This is a genomic window from Rhizobium leguminosarum bv. trifolii WSM2297 (assembly GCF_000271845.1).
The window spans coordinates 1,639,475-1,652,810 of sequence record NZ_JH719393.1 but is presented as its reverse complement, the minus strand read 5'-3'; the positions used below and the strand labels follow the sequence as shown (position 1 = coordinate 1,652,810).

Sequence of the window (13,336 nt, the reverse complement as noted above, 5' to 3'; positions counted from 1 at the left end):
CTTTGCGCAAGCGCGGCGCGAATGGCGCACAAGGCAGATGGAGGCGAATATTTCGTTTTTCGAAAGGGAGCCGAGATCCGCACCGAAAATGACGGATCAAGCCCGCCTGCCGGTGATTTTCAGCAATTCCAGATATCGAGATCGCCCTGTACAACTTGCTCGAATGCGTGATTGCGCGTCGGCGGCGTTGCCGTTGGTGCGGTCTTATTTCGATCCAGCGCGTCGTCCTGCCGGTAAGGAACTGAATGGCCAAGAAGAGTTATAAATCGATGGATGACTTCGCGACCGCCTCCGGCGTATCGCGTCCGACCTTGTCGAAATATTTTGATGATCCCTCGCAGATCAAGGAGGTGACCCGCAAACGCATCGAGGCGGCTCTCAAGAAGTCGAATTTCGAGCCGAATCTTTTTGCGCGGCATCTCAATCGCAAGCGGACCAGGAATATCGGGATCCTGGTCCCGACCATGTCGGATCCTTTTTATGTGCAGGTCGTATCTCTGATCGAGCTCGAGCTGCGCGACAAGGGATTCTGGCCCGTCCAGATTTCCTCGCACACGCGGCCGGAACTGGAGGCGGAGGCGGTGCGGACCTTGCTGTCGCTGAAGGTCGCGGGCGCGATCGTGGCGCCGCTCGGGGCCGGTTCGCGCCGTTCCGCGCTGGAAAGATTAAAAGATGGAATTCCCGTCGTCTGCTTCGACAATCCTGCCAGCGGCGATCTTCCTTATGTCGGCAACGACAACGCCCAAAGCATGGCCGCCATTGTCCAGTATCTTTGCCGGTCTGGTGAGCCACCGATATTCCTGGAAATTCCGCATTTAACGGAAAATGCTGGCGAGCGGCAGGCGAGTTACCGCGCGACCATGGCAAGGGAAGGGCATTCCCCGCTGGTCATCGATTGCGACGCACCGCCTTCCTGGGAGTTCGAGCGTCTCGGATACGAGCAGATGCAGCGAATTCTTGCGCGCGGCGGCCTTCCGGGCAAGACCCTGCTCTGCGCCAACGACCGGTTCGCTTTTGGCGCGATGGCGGCTGCATTCGCGTCCGGCCTGAAAATAGGCCGCAACAGCGCCTGCGATGTGCGCATCGCCGGGCACGACGACCACCCGCTGAGCCGATATACCTGTCCGTCCCTGACGACGATGGCCCAGAACGCGCCGGAGATCGCTGCGAAATCCGTGGAGCTTTTGCTGGCTCACATCGAAAGCGAGGACGAGGGTACGACCCCTTCGACAAACAGCGTGATCCTGGAAGCGACCTTGGTGATGCGCGACTCGGCCTGAGATCATCGTGGGTTAGGCTCAACGCGCCAGCGCAGGGTCCATGACGCGCCATGCCGTTGCAATGGCTTCGAGGGCCTCCTGCGCCTCCGGAATGGCCCGCTGCTTCGAGACGAAGCCATGGATCTGACCGGGCCATGTCCGGCTTGTCGCCTGGGCTTCCGAGCTGAGCCGTTCGGCATAGAGGGCCCCTTCCTCGAACAACACGTCGTGGCCGGCAAGGATCACCAGCGCCGGTGCCACGCCGGCCAGCGACTCCGCCCGCAGCGGCGAGGCGCGCCAGTCGGGCCCGCTTGCGGGCTCCGGCAGATAATGGTCGCGGAACCATCTCATCGCCGCGGCCGTCAGGCCGAAACCCTCTGCGTAACGCAAGTAGCTGTCGGTTGTCTGCAACTGGTCGGTCACCGGATAGATCAGCACCTGGCCGATGAGGGCCGGCACCTGTCCGTCGCGCGAGAGAAGAGCGATGACGGCGGCGAGATTTCCGCCGGCGCTATCGCCGGCGACGACAATCCGCGCCGGATCGATGCCGAGCGCATCGGCCTGATCCGTCATCCAGACGAGCGTTGCTGCGCAGTCTTCGATCGCTGCCGGAAAGGGATGTTCCGGGGCGAGGCGATAGTCGGGCGAAACCACGACGGCGCCGGCCATATTGGCGAGGCTCCGGCAGATGTCCTCATGGGTTTCCGGTGCGCCGATCACAAATCCGCCGCCATGGAGATAAAGCAGGGCGGGCGCTCCCTGGCGCGGCGCGCTACGGCCGCGCCATATCTTCAACCTGGTTGCGCCGGCATGCCTTTCCAGTGTCTCCGCCACGTCTTCGAGCGGCCACTGGATGTCTGCGAAACTGTCGAGATATTGCTGCCGTGCCAGCGCCGGCGTGCAGCTTTCCACAGGCTCTTGCGGATCGCCCGGCCATGCAAGTGCAAGTCTTGCCGATTCATCCAGTTGTGTCATGCCAGCAAGCTCCTTGCCTCGTCTTCCCGCAATTCCCTTGGCTGGGCGACGGTCCCCGCGATGGTCTGGCCGGCACCGGATTCACCAGCGCGAAGGATGGCTTCCATGACCTCGAGCACATGCAGCGCGAGCTCGCCCGAAGCGCGCGGCGCGCGGCCCTCGATGATGGCGCGTGCGAGATCGGCAAGACCAAGCATGCGGTAGTTGGCGCGGTCCGGCGCTGCGACCGGCCAGTTGACGGCTCCGAAGAGATCGCCTGATGTATCGGTTTCCTGCCAGGGCGCGCCGCGGGTGGACAGGGCGACGCGGCCGCCGAAATTGTCCGGGTCGGGCAGGCGCAGCGAACCTTCGGTGCCGTGCAGCTCAATCGGCTGGTTGGAGTGGCGGAATACGTCCCAGGAGGTGGCGAAGGTGACTGTGGCGCCGCATTCAAATTCCAGCAGCGAAAGCACGCTGGTCGGCGTGCCGACCTTGAATGTGGTGCCCTGCTTCGGGCCCTCAGCGGTAATGAGCCGCTCTTCCTGCCCGCTTGTGGCGACGGCCTGCACGCGGCGGATCGGCCCCATCAGATTGACCATCATCGTCAGATAATAGGGGCCCATGTCCATGACCGGCCCGGCGCCGGCCTGGTAGTAGAAGCTGGGGTCCGGGTGCCAGTGCTCCATGCCCCGCCCCATCATGAAGGCTGTTCCCGTTACCGGCTTGCCGATGGCGCCTGCCTCCATCTGCCGCCGGGCATGACGTCCGGCCGCCCCCAGGAACGTGTCGGGCGCCGAACCGAGCATGAGACCCTTTTCGGTGGCCGCGTTCACCAACCGGCGGCCTTCCGCGGCCGTGACGCCGAGCGGCTTCTCGGTGAAGACATGTTTGCCCGCCGACAGCGCCCGCATGGAGACATCGAAATGCGCAGCCGGAATCGTCAGGTTGAGGATCAGGTCGATGTTCTTGTCGTCAATGAGATCATCGACATCGGCCGCCCGTAGGTTGAATTCGGCTGCGCGGCGTTTGGCGGCGTCCACGTTGATATCCGCACAGGCGGTAATTTCGACGCCGCGAAACAGTGGCGCGTTGCGCATATAGGCGAGCGAAATGCTGCCGCATCCGACAACGCCGATCCTCAGTTTCATATCATTGGCCTGTGCCATCTAAGAACCTGACCTTGCCGTTCCGTGCTCGGAGAGTTGGGGATTTGTTACGTTGGACGCGCGAGGAATAAATTATATTGACGCACGCTAACATTTTCACTTACGAAATGACAAGACGTTGGGAGGCGTCGCAATAGCCGATGACGAACTCTCCGCTCAGGGTCGCGACCGCGTCCTTGAAGGATGTTTTCGGCAGGTGGGCGGCAGACGCCCGCAATGTGGCCTCGCGCCGGTTCCGGCTTCGATATCGGCTGTCACCAACGAATAGGTCAGGACCAAGTTATGAACAATGCTGCGCTGAAGATTGGCTGCCAGACATTCACCTGGGAAATGCTGGGCAAGGGGTGGAGCGGCGGACCGGATGATCTGGTGCACGCCATCGCCGATGGCGGATATGCCGGTCTCGAAATCACCGACACGATGATCGGTCACTACGCGCTGAAGCCTGCCGACTTTGCCCGGACGCTCGCGGATGCCGGTTTGACGCTGGTTTCCTTTGCCTTCGGCTCGGACAGCGGATTCACGGTGGCGGAAAAAACTGCCTCCGATCTGGAGACGGCGCGGCGATGGGTGGATTTCGTGGCGAATTTTCCTGGCGCGATGGTGTCGATGGGCTCGGCCACCGCCGTTTCGGATGGCCCGCGTGACGAGAAATTCGCCATTGCGGCGGAGTGCTATAATCGGGCGGCCGAGATCGGACGCTCGGCCGGCGTCGCTGTAGCCGTCCACCCTTCCTCGCACCACAACACGCTGCTCTTCACCCGCAACGACTATGACCGCCTGTTTGCTCTGCTGGATCCATGGGTCGGTTGGGTGCCGGATACCGGTCATATCCTGCGTGGCCGTCAGGAGATGGACGACACGCTGGCGACCTACCGGGACCGCATCCGCTACGTGCATCTGAAAGATGTCGACGCCGACGGGATCTGGGCGATGCTCGGCGAAGGTGTCTGCAATGTGCCTTCCGTGATTTCGGCCGTTCGGGAGGCGCCGCAGTTCAACGGTTGGATTGTGGTGGAGGAAGAATCGGATCACGCCGGATCCGATCCTGCCACAGCCGTTCGCGTCAACCGCGAGACGCTTCGCCGGCTGGGGTTTTAGCCGACCGCGGTCCCCCGGCACCGGCCAAAGCCTTTGAGGCGCGCCAGTAGCTCTGCCGGCTCTGTTTTGAAGTGGAGAGGTCGACTGCAGGTCACGCGTAGCGCACCTCCACGCCGAGCTTGTCCAGTCGGTGGCGAATGCTGTGCGGCATGTTGCTGTCGGTGATGATCAGATCGACGCGCGACAGCGAGAAGGCTTTGGAGGAGGCGCCGATGTCGAACTTGCTCGAATCCGCCACGAGCACGACGCGCCGGGCCATGCGAACCAGGTTGCGTTTGGTCCGCGCAATGTCCTCGGAAACATCGACGACGTCGAAAGCCTGATCGATCGCGTGAGCGCTGACAAAGGCCTGGTGGGCGACGAGGCCGCCGACCGCCTTGTCGGAGTCCGATACGATCGTGCTGACGGTGCTCGGAAACACCCGGCCGCCGATCATGTGCACGTCCAGTCCCGGTCGGTACATCAGATGCTGGGCGATGTTCATCGCCGTCGTCGCAACCACGACATTGTTGACCGGGGGCATCTGCATGGCCACCTGCAGCAGTGTCGAACCGCTGTCGAATACAATCGACTGGTTGTCGATGATCTGCCGCGCCGCCATCTGGGCAATGCGCCGCTTCGCATCGAAATTGCGCTGCATGCGCTCCTGGAAGGCTGCCGCCGGTGAGTCGGACGGCAAGGCGATTGCCCCGCCATGCGTTTTGATCAACTGCTTCTTCGCATCCATGATTTCGAGGTCGGAGCGGATCGTCACTTCCGAGACCTCGAAGAATTCCGCGAGCTGCCGAGTGCGGGCCTGACCGACCCGTTGAAGTTCCAGCATGATCTGCTGCCGCCGCTGTTCTGCAAGCATGTGTGATCCCGACCGTCGCGGCCCATCGCAATGGCGCGGCTTTTGAAAAACGAAAGCACTCCGCATCATCCGGCGGCTTGCATCTGAAAAAATAGCCTCTGAATGGGCGAAATGCACGTCAAAAATTCGCTCTTCAAGTGGAAACGAAAGAATTCGAAATATTGAGTATTTGTTTGTTTTCGAGTTAGCTTTTCAACAACGGCGCCGGCAATCGCAAAGCCAGCCATCACAAAGGAAGCATCGACATGGGTCTCGGAACCAAAATCCGCCTCGCACGCCTGTTCTCGAACCCATCGGGTCATTTGTTTGGAGGCGCGGTCGATCATTTTGTCGGTTATGGCAATGTCAGGGAGGGTGGACTTGCCGACCTGCCGGGTGCGCTGCGACGGGTGATGGCGGGAGGCCCCGACTACATCAGCATTCAGCCTGGCGCGGCGCGCCACCTCTGGTCGGATTACGCCGGGAAAGCAGCCCTCGTCATTCAGGGTGGGTGCTTCACCGCCGACGACCGGATTCGCCAGCTCATTGCGACCCCGGAAGACGCGGTGCGTTATGGTGCGGACGCTCTGGCTGTTGCCATTCCCGTGCGCGGCGCCACCGAAGGAGAGTACATCCGTTGGCTCACGGATACGGTCAACGCGGCCGCCCGCTTCGAGATGCCGGTCGTCGCCCATGTCTATCCCCGCGATTTCTCCGACGGCGGCAAGATCGTGTTTACCCCGGATGAGATTGCTTATGCGGTGCGCATCGGCTTCGAGGCCGGCGTCGACGTGATCAAGGTCGGCTACACCGGCGATTTCCAATCGTTCCGGGAGACCGTGGCGACCTGCCCAATTCCGGTCGTGATCGCCGGCGGCCCGAAGACCGATACGCTCCTTGAAGCACTCGTCCAGACCTCGGAAGCATTGCGTGCCGGTGCCAAGGGTGCCGTTGTCGGCCGCAACCTCTGGGGTCACGGCGATACCACCATGGCCGCGCGCGCCTTCAAGTTCGTCATTCATAAGGGGATGGCGCCGGAGGATGCGCTGGCGGCTGCCGGTGCTTGAGACGTGGCGCGCCCGCTCCAGGTTCTGGGCTTCGGCGCCCTGGCAATCGATGACATCATCTATGTCGATCGGGCGCTTTCGGCCGGCAAGGGGAAGGTGACGAAGCGCGCCATGGACCACGGCGGCAACGTGGCGACGGCTCTTGTTGCCGTCGCCCGGCTCGGCGGGCGCGCCAGTTTCATCGGCTGGCTCGGCGATGACCCTGCGACCGATCTGGCCGGTGCCGAGCTCGAGCGTGACGGTGTCGACATATCGCTGGCGCCCCGCCACGCCGATGCGGCGCCGATCCGTTCCGTAATCATGGTCGGCCCTGACGGCGACCGGTTCATAGCCTATGACGACGATGTGCTGCACGGCACGTCGGATGGGCTGCCCGACGAGGTCTTGATGCGGGCTCCGGTCCTGCTGATAGATGGTTATGCCACGCATTCGGAAAGGGTCGTGGCGCGGGCGCGCGTGCTTGGCCTTGCCGTGATTGCTGATATCGAATGGACGGTCGGTCCGGCGACGGATCGGATCCTCGCCTTCGCCGACCATCTGGTGCTGCCGCTCGCCTTTGCCAGGGAATACACCGGTGAAGGCGATCCAGCGACCATTCTGGAGAAGCTCTGGTCGGGAGATCGGTCCGCGGTTGTCCTGACCGATGGCGAATGCGGGACCTACCTGCGCCAGAAGGACGACGCCATCCGCTGGCATTTGCCGGCCTATAAAGTTCAGGCAGTCGACACGACCGGCGCCGGCGATTGTTTTCACGGCGCATACGCTCTTGCGCTTGCCGAGGGAAAGAGCCCGCTTGATTGCGTCGCCTATGCCACGGCGGCGGCCGCCATTTCCGTGACGGCACGGGGCGGGCGCATGGGTCTGCCGGATAACCGGACGTGCCTGGCATGGATGGCGGCGGAAAATGCACCCGTGCCGCTCCCGATCCCGGCCTGTTGACCATTGCGCTGAAAGATCTGTCGGCATCCTCGATCGATCCGGCGGCCCCACGCGGCAGGTCCGCAATGGAAAGACGTCGAAAGATCCTTCAACTGCTGCGCCACCATAAAATTACGCGCGTTAAAAAATATTGTTCCGCAATTTTCCGCATAAAACGTATCTATTTCAAATAGATGATAAAAATATGCCGACGGCTTGTTGCGGATTTATTTTGATTCTTTTGTTGACTTTCAACTTCAGGCCTGAGCCTTCTTGTCGAAGGATCGGAGACGCGGGGAGCGCCGTCTGAAAGTGTGGTCCGGACTGATAAGGGAGGACGAGACGTGGCTGTGGTTGTACTCGACAAGATCTGCAAGACCTATGGAAACAGCTACCATGCCATCAAGGATCTGAGCCTGACGATCCGCGATGGCGAGTTTCTCATTCTGGTCGGTCCATCCGGATGCGGAAAATCGACCGCCCTGCGGATGATTGCCGGGCTCGAGGAAATCAGCAGCGGAACCTTGAGCATCGGCGGCCAGGATGTCGAAGATCTCGCGCCCAAGGACCGGGACATCGCCATGGTCTTTCAGAGCTACGCGCTTTATCCGCACATGACCGTATTCGACAACATCGCCTTTTCGATGAAGCTGGCGGGAAAGAGCAAGGCCGAGCGCGCCAAGCGCGTGCATGAAATCGCCAAGATCCTGCAGCTGGAAACCTTGCTAGGTAACAAGCCCGCCCAGCTTTCCGGCGGCCAGCGCCAGCGTGTTGCGATGGGCCGCGCCATGGTTCGCGAGCCCGCGGCATTCCTCATGGACGAACCGCTCTCGAACCTCGATGCGAAGCTGCGTGTCCAGATGCGGGCGGAGATCGCAAGCCTGCAGAGACAATTGGGCGTGACGACGATCTACGTGACGCACGACCAGACCGAAGCGCTGACGATGGGCGATCGCGTCGCCGTGCTGAAGGGCGGCGTGCTCCAGCAGGTGGATACACCCAAGGCTCTGTATCACCGCCCGGTCAACGCGTTCGTCGCGGGCTTTATCGGCTCGCCGTCTATGAACCTTTTCGAAGGGCGTCTGGAGCGCGGGCGGATCCATCTGCCGGGTTTCTCCATCCCCTTGTTCGAAGGCGCCTTCGAGCGCGCTCCCGGTCTTTCCGCCTTCGAGGGTAAGGCCCTGATCTTTGGGGTCAGGCCGGAGGACCTCTACGACAGCCGGTTGCCGTCCGGAGCCTCCTATCCAACGATCCCGGTTGTCGTGAAGTCGATCGAGGAGCTTGGCTCCGAGTTGATCGTACATTTAAAGATCGACGCCGTCCGGATCGACTCGGGCGATCCCGATGCCGTCGAAGACCTGAGCGGGGCCGCCAACGCCGTCGCGAGGTTCGAAGCCGTCAGCGCCGTCGAGACGGGCCAAACGATCAATCTGGCAATCGACCCGGCGAAACTGCACTTTTTCCACCCGCAAACGCACATGGCTTTGAACTGACGAGAGAGGGCCGGGCGGGGCTGATGGTCGCTCGGCCGGCCGGAATAGGTCTTCGGCGTTTGATGTCTCGACTCCATTCGACGCCAAAATCAGCGTTCATGTTTCAATATTCGACCCAGAGGGCTTATCGATGCCAGCAAAACAGGAACGGCGCCTCCGCATCGGCGTACTCGGAGCAGGCCAGATTGCGCAGGCCGCGCACTTCGAGAGCTGCACCAAGGCGGCGAATGCCGATCTCTATGCGATTTGCGATGTCGCCGCGGACCTGCGCGAACGCATGGCAATCACCCATGGGGCCGGCAAGACCTATGATGACTACGACAAGATGCTGGCTGATCCCGACCTCGATGCCGTGGTCATCGCGACCGCCGATGCCTTTCATGTGCCGGCGTCCATTCGCGCGCTGCAGGCCGGGAAACATGTCCTGTGTGAGAAACCTGTCGGAGTCACCATTGAGGAATGCCTTGAACTGAAGGCTGAAGTCGACAGGTCGGGTAGGGTGTTTCAAGTCGGGCATATGAAGCGTTTCGACGCCGGGCTGCAGTCGGCCAAATCCTTCATTCGCGATGAAATGGGCGAGATGGTTGCTCTGAAAGCATGGTATTGCGACAGCACGCACCGTTATCCGATGACCGATGCGGTCCAGCCCCTGATCGTCACCAGTGCCAATGCGCGCAAACCGTCCACCAATCCGAAAGCCGATCTGCGCCGCTACTACATGCTTGCGCATGGCTGCCACCTGATCGACACGGCACGTTATCTTGCCGGCGACATCGTTTCCGTCGCCGCTCGTCTGTCCGAGCGCGCCGGTATCTGGTGCTGGTTCGTCGACGTGGAATTTGCCTCCGGCACGATCGGCCATCTCGATCTCACCGTCCAGGTGCGTATGGACTGGCACGAGGGCTTCCAGATCTACGGCAGGAACGGCAGCATTTTGGGCAAGACCTATAACCCGTGGTACTACAAGACCAGCGAGGTCGACATTTTCCGGGAAGCCGACGGCGCCACCCATCGCGTACTCGGTGCGGACGGCCATTTCTACCGCCGCCAGGTCGAAGGCTTTGCCCGCACCGTTCTGGATGGCGCGGTCATGGAAGGGGCCGACATCGAAGATGGCTTGGCCTCCGTGCGGGCCATGGTCGCCATCGCGCGGTCCGTCGAAAGCGGCAAGGCGGTTGCACTGGCTGACGTCACGGGTGGCGTGTGATGAAGCTCGGCATTTTCGCAAAGACCTTCGAGGGAACGGAACCCGCGACCGTTCTCAATTCGGTTGCCCAGGCCGGGTTCACCTGTGCGCAATACAATATGGCCTGCTCGGGTTTGCAGCCGATGCCGGAGACGATAACGGAAGCCCAGGCGCGGGCGGTCACTGAGGCGGCGCGCAGTAGCGGCGTCGAGATCGTCGCCGTTTCCGGCACGTTCAACATGATCCATCCCGATCCTTCCGTTCGCGCGGCCAGCCTTCGCAATTTGGCGACGCTGGCGGAGCGCTGCGCCGGCATGTCGACAGGCCTGATCACGCTCTGCACCGGCACACGCGACCCCATTGACCAGTGGAAGGCGCATGCCGACAATGACACGCCGGAAGCCTGGCGTGATCTCCTCGACGCCATGGGCGCAGCCGTCGAGCTCGCCGAGCGCTACAATGTGGATCTCGGCATCGAGCCCGAGCTTGCCAATGTCGTCAACTCGGCTGAGAAAGCCTATCGGCTGATCACCGCACTGCAGAGCCCGCGTATCAGGATCGTGCTCGATCCGGCCAACCTTTTCGAGGTTGCGACGCGGGATGAACAGCGCAGCATCGTGTCTGCCGCGATCGATCTTCTGGCCGATCGGATCGTCATGGCGCATGCAAAAGACCGCAATCCCGACGGCAGTTTCGCGACCGCCGGCAAGGGCGTGCTCGACTACGCGCATTATCTCGGCCGCCTCAAATCCATTGGCTTTTCCGGCAGTCTCGTCACCCACGGACTTTCGGCGGCAGAAGCGGCCGGTGCGGCGGCTTTCCTGAAACATGCCCTCGACGGCAAACCGGCGGGGGCAGTCCGATGAGACGGGCTCAACCGTTCGAAACCAGCGACGGAACCATTCTCAACGTCGATATGGCGGGCGAGGGTGCGTCGGCAATATTCCAGCATGGCCTCTGCGGAGACGCGGCGCAGACCGACGAAGTCTTTCCGCTCGAAACCGGTTTTCGCCGCATTACGGTCGAAGCCCGCGGCCACGGCCGTTCCGGGGTCGGCAACCTCGAGCAACTGTCGATTTCGACCTTCTGCGATGATATTGCCGCTTATAACGAGAAGAACCTTGCAGCGCCGGTTGTGATCGGCGGTATCTCGATGGGGGCCGCGATCGCCTTGCGTCTCGCCGTCAAGCGCCCCGATCTCGTCAAGGCGCTGATCGTGGCAAGACCGGCTTGGCTGAGTGCATCGGCGCCGGAAAACATGGCGCCCAATGCCGAGGTCGGGCGGCTTCTGAAAACTCTGCCGGCGATTGAGGCAGGGCAGGCATTCCTCGCCGGACCGGTAGGGCGGCGGCTCGCCGCCGAGGCGCCGGACAATCTGGCCTCGCTTGCCGGGTTTTTCTCCCGCACGCCGTTGGGCGTGACCGCCGAACTGCTGACCAGGATTTCCAACGACGGCCCTGGCGTGACCGACGCGGACATTTGCAATCTTACCCTGCCGACGCTCGTCATCGGCCATGATCGGGACAGCATTCATCCTCTTGGCCACGCGCGTGCTCTCGCCGAACGGATTGCCGGCGCGCGTTTCGTGCAGATCACGCCGAAAGCTGAGAGCCGTCCGCAATATGTCGCCGACTTTCGGCTTGCTGTCGGCAATTTTCTGAAGGAGCTTTGAGACAATGCCTACCCCCTCCAAGACCTGGGTCGCCGATCTTCCCAGGGATCGACTGATCGCCGAATTCTCCGTCTGGTCGGCCGATCTCATGCATCTCGCGGATGATCTCGGGCGTGTCGATCCTTGCGTCGACATCCTACACATCGATGTTGCCGATGGTCATTTCGCGCCGGCAATTTTGTTTTTCCCCGATCTTGTGGCCGGCGTGCGCAAGGTTTCCACGCGTCCGATCCATGTTCACTTGATGGTTGCCGACAGCATCATCCTGTCGCAGATCGAGCAGTTTGCCGATGCCGGCAGCGACCTGATCAGTCTTCATGTCGAAAACGAAAGCGTCGCCGACCAGGCTCTCGATCTTCTCGATCGCCGCGGCCTGGCGGCCGGCATGGTCCTCAAGCTCGATACCCCCGTCGAGCGGATCGCGAAATACGCGTCCCGGCTGCGGTTTGTGACGCTGCTTGGCACGGCGATCGGCGTGAAAGGCCAGGGCCTCGACGAAAAGGCCGGCGCCCGGCTTCAACAGGCAAAGCGGATCATCGCCGGCTGCGGTGCGGCTCATCGGATTGTGCTTGCGGCCGACGGCGGCATTCGCGAGCACACTGTGCCTCTGCTGCGCCAATCGGGTGCGGAAACGGTCGTTCTCGGTTCCCTGGCTTTCAATGCACCGTCGCTCGACGAGCGGATGGCGTGGATCCGGGCCCTCTAACTCTTGGTCTTCATATGCAGCAGGTTGCCATTGGTATAGACCTCGGCGGAACGCAGGTGCGCGCAGCCCTTGTCGACGAGCAGGGCAGGATCCTGACGCGATTCGCCGAACCAACGGATGCGCTGGCCGGCCCCGACCGGGTGCTCTCCCAGATTTGCGGCCTCGTCGATCGATTGCTTGCAGCATCGAATCCTGCTTCGGTAGTGGGCGTCGGCGTATCCGCCCCAGGCCCGCTCGACACCGTCGCCGGTGTCGCAACTGATATCCCGACCCTTCCGGGCTTCGTCGATTTTCCGCTGAAGGCGGAGTTGCAGAAGCGGTTTTCCTTTCCGGTCGATCTCGAGAACGATGCGATTGCCGCGGCGATCGGCGAGTGGCAGTTTGGTATCGGCAAGGGACTTGATAACCTCGTCTACGTCACGGTGAGCACCGGTATCGGCGGCGGCGTTATCTCGGACGGTCACGTGCTGCGCGGCCGCAAGGGCATGGCAGCCCATGTCGGTCACATGTCGGTCGTGCCGAACGGCGACCTTTGCCCTTGCGGCAACAGGGGCTGTTTCGAGGCCTACGGCTCCGGACCGGCTTTTGCGCGGCGCGCCCAATTGAGGGCGATGGAAAGCCGCGGGACGACGATAGGCAGCGATGGCGGCGCCATCGACAGCCGCAGCGTTTTCGCGGCGGCCAGAAATGGCGATCGTCTGGCAAATCAACTGGTCGACGAGGAAGCCGAGATTCTCGGCCGCGGCTTCACCAGCCTGATCCATATCTTCAGTCCCGATATCATCGTCATGGGAGGAGGGCTCTCCCACGAGTTCGATCGGCTGCAACCGGGCATTCAGGCCTACATCAGGCAATGGGCAATGCCGGCATTCAAGGACGTCAGGGTGATGCTGGCGGCATTGGATCAGAGCTCGGGCCTCGTCGGCGCCGCGGCTCTGGCGTTTCTGGCAGGGAAGGTCGCTCCGAGGTGATCCGGTCCCGG

General features: G+C 62.0%; 13 protein-coding genes. 10 read left to right on the top strand and 3 right to left on the bottom strand.

Translation table 11 applies throughout. The features are described 5' to 3' along the window. The first annotated feature begins 245 nt into the window (after nucleotides 1-245). A complete protein-coding gene (locus tag RLEG4DRAFT_RS62035) occupies nucleotides 246-1,280 on the top strand; it encodes a LacI family DNA-binding transcriptional regulator (RefSeq protein WP_003576114.1) in 1,035 nt (344 codons plus the stop codon). An 18-nt stretch (nucleotides 1,281-1,298) separates the two neighbouring features. Here the strand turns inward: RLEG4DRAFT_RS62035 and RLEG4DRAFT_RS62030 are convergent, their stop codons facing one another. Both RLEG4DRAFT_RS62030 and RLEG4DRAFT_RS62025 read right to left on the bottom strand, forming a co-directional pair. Continuing rightward, nucleotides 1,299-2,234 carry an alpha/beta hydrolase gene (locus RLEG4DRAFT_RS62030; protein ID WP_003576115.1) on the bottom strand — a complete coding sequence of 312 codons (936 nt, stop codon included), beginning with the start codon at nucleotides 2,232-2,234 and terminating at the stop codon, nucleotides 1,299-1,301. Further along, nucleotides 2,231-3,379 carry a Gfo/Idh/MocA family protein gene (locus RLEG4DRAFT_RS62025; RefSeq protein WP_003576117.1) on the bottom strand — a complete coding sequence of 383 codons (1,149 nt, stop codon included), beginning with the start codon at nucleotides 3,377-3,379 and terminating at the stop codon, nucleotides 2,231-2,233. Before RLEG4DRAFT_RS62025 ends, RLEG4DRAFT_RS62030 begins: the two co-directional genes overlap by 4 nt. 282 nt (nucleotides 3,380-3,661) lie before the next feature. Between RLEG4DRAFT_RS62025 and RLEG4DRAFT_RS62020 the strand changes: the two genes are divergently transcribed. Continuing rightward, a complete protein-coding gene (locus RLEG4DRAFT_RS62020) occupies nucleotides 3,662-4,480 on the top strand; it encodes a sugar phosphate isomerase/epimerase family protein (RefSeq protein WP_003576119.1) in 819 nt (272 codons plus the stop codon). Nucleotides 4,481-4,571: 91 nt separating this feature from the next. Here RLEG4DRAFT_RS62020 and RLEG4DRAFT_RS62015 read toward each other — a convergent pair whose 3' ends face one another. Further along, nucleotides 4,572-5,333: a DeoR/GlpR family DNA-binding transcription regulator gene (locus RLEG4DRAFT_RS62015; RefSeq protein ID WP_003576120.1), complete on the bottom strand. Its 762-nt coding sequence runs from the start codon at nucleotides 5,331-5,333 to the stop codon at nucleotides 4,572-4,574. 245 nt (nucleotides 5,334-5,578) lie between these two features. Here RLEG4DRAFT_RS62015 and RLEG4DRAFT_RS62010 point away from each other — a divergent pair, with 245 nt between their 5' ends. The 8 genes from RLEG4DRAFT_RS62010 to RLEG4DRAFT_RS61975 all read left to right on the top strand — a co-directional run bounded on the left by RLEG4DRAFT_RS62010 (nucleotide 5,579) and on the right by RLEG4DRAFT_RS61975 (nucleotide 13,325). Further along, complete coding sequence (locus RLEG4DRAFT_RS62010) at nucleotides 5,579-6,379, top strand: class I fructose-bisphosphate aldolase (RefSeq protein ID WP_003576122.1); 801 nt, start codon at nucleotides 5,579-5,581, stop codon at nucleotides 6,377-6,379. Nucleotides 6,380-6,382: 3 nt separating this feature from the next. Continuing rightward, on the top strand, nucleotides 6,383-7,318 hold the full coding sequence (locus RLEG4DRAFT_RS62005; protein WP_003576124.1) for a PfkB family carbohydrate kinase: 936 nt from the start codon (nucleotides 6,383-6,385) through the stop codon (nucleotides 7,316-7,318). A 323-nt stretch (nucleotides 7,319-7,641) separates the two neighbouring features. After that, nucleotides 7,642-8,790 (top strand): ABC transporter ATP-binding protein, encoded by a 1,149-nt coding sequence (locus RLEG4DRAFT_RS62000; RefSeq protein WP_003576127.1) that lies wholly within the window; start codon nucleotides 7,642-7,644, stop codon nucleotides 8,788-8,790. 130 nt (nucleotides 8,791-8,920) lie between these two features. Further along, entirely contained in the window at nucleotides 8,921-9,997 is a 1,077-nt protein-coding gene (locus tag RLEG4DRAFT_RS61995; protein WP_003576128.1) for a Gfo/Idh/MocA family protein, read from the top strand. Further along, nucleotides 9,997-10,842, top strand: a complete 846-nt coding sequence (locus tag RLEG4DRAFT_RS61990) for a sugar phosphate isomerase/epimerase family protein (protein WP_003576130.1) — start codon at nucleotides 9,997-9,999, stop codon at nucleotides 10,840-10,842. The genes RLEG4DRAFT_RS61995 and RLEG4DRAFT_RS61990 overlap by 1 nt, the downstream gene beginning before the upstream one ends. Beyond that, nucleotides 10,839-11,648 carry an alpha/beta fold hydrolase gene (locus RLEG4DRAFT_RS61985; protein WP_003576131.1) on the top strand — a complete coding sequence of 270 codons (810 nt, stop codon included), beginning with the start codon at nucleotides 10,839-10,841 and terminating at the stop codon, nucleotides 11,646-11,648. The genes RLEG4DRAFT_RS61990 and RLEG4DRAFT_RS61985 overlap by 4 nt, the downstream gene beginning before the upstream one ends. A 4-nt stretch (nucleotides 11,649-11,652) precedes the next feature. Then, on the top strand, nucleotides 11,653-12,354 hold the full coding sequence (locus tag RLEG4DRAFT_RS61980; RefSeq protein ID WP_003576132.1) for a ribulose-phosphate 3-epimerase: 702 nt from the start codon (nucleotides 11,653-11,655) through the stop codon (nucleotides 12,352-12,354). A 14-nt stretch (nucleotides 12,355-12,368) separates the two neighbouring features. Then, a complete protein-coding gene (locus tag RLEG4DRAFT_RS61975; protein WP_003576134.1) occupies nucleotides 12,369-13,325 on the top strand; it encodes an ROK family protein in 957 nt (318 codons plus the stop codon). The last annotated feature ends 11 nt before the right edge of the window (nucleotides 13,326-13,336 follow it).

What these genes read in the sequence shown, in the direction of transcription:
- RLEG4DRAFT_RS62035 (WP_003576114.1), top strand. Translation starts at nt 246, where the DNA reads ATGGCCAAGAAGAGTTATAAATCGATGGATGACTTCGCGACCGCCTCC.
- RLEG4DRAFT_RS62030 (WP_003576115.1), bottom strand. Translation starts at nt 2,234, where the DNA reads ATGACACAACTGGATGAATCGGCAAGACTTGCACTTGCATGGCCGGGC.
- RLEG4DRAFT_RS62025 (WP_003576117.1), bottom strand. Translation starts at nt 3,379, where the DNA reads ATGGCACAGGCCAATGATATGAAACTGAGGATCGGCGTTGTCGGATGC.
- RLEG4DRAFT_RS62020 (WP_003576119.1), top strand. Translation starts at nt 3,662, where the DNA reads ATGAACAATGCTGCGCTGAAGATTGGCTGCCAGACATTCACCTGGGAA.
- RLEG4DRAFT_RS62015 (WP_003576120.1), bottom strand. Translation starts at nt 5,333, where the DNA reads ATGCTTGCAGAACAGCGGCGGCAGCAGATCATGCTGGAACTTCAACGG.
- RLEG4DRAFT_RS62010 (WP_003576122.1), top strand. Translation starts at nt 5,579, where the DNA reads ATGGGTCTCGGAACCAAAATCCGCCTCGCACGCCTGTTCTCGAACCCA.
- RLEG4DRAFT_RS61995 (WP_003576128.1), top strand. Translation starts at nt 8,921, where the DNA reads ATGCCAGCAAAACAGGAACGGCGCCTCCGCATCGGCGTACTCGGAGCA.
- RLEG4DRAFT_RS61990 (WP_003576130.1), top strand. Translation starts at nt 9,997, where the DNA reads ATGAAGCTCGGCATTTTCGCAAAGACCTTCGAGGGAACGGAACCCGCG.
- RLEG4DRAFT_RS61985 (WP_003576131.1), top strand. Translation starts at nt 10,839, where the DNA reads ATGAGACGGGCTCAACCGTTCGAAACCAGCGACGGAACCATTCTCAAC.
- RLEG4DRAFT_RS61980 (WP_003576132.1), top strand. Translation starts at nt 11,653, where the DNA reads ATGCCTACCCCCTCCAAGACCTGGGTCGCCGATCTTCCCAGGGATCGA.
- RLEG4DRAFT_RS61975 (WP_003576134.1), top strand. Translation starts at nt 12,369, where the DNA reads ATGCAGCAGGTTGCCATTGGTATAGACCTCGGCGGAACGCAGGTGCGC.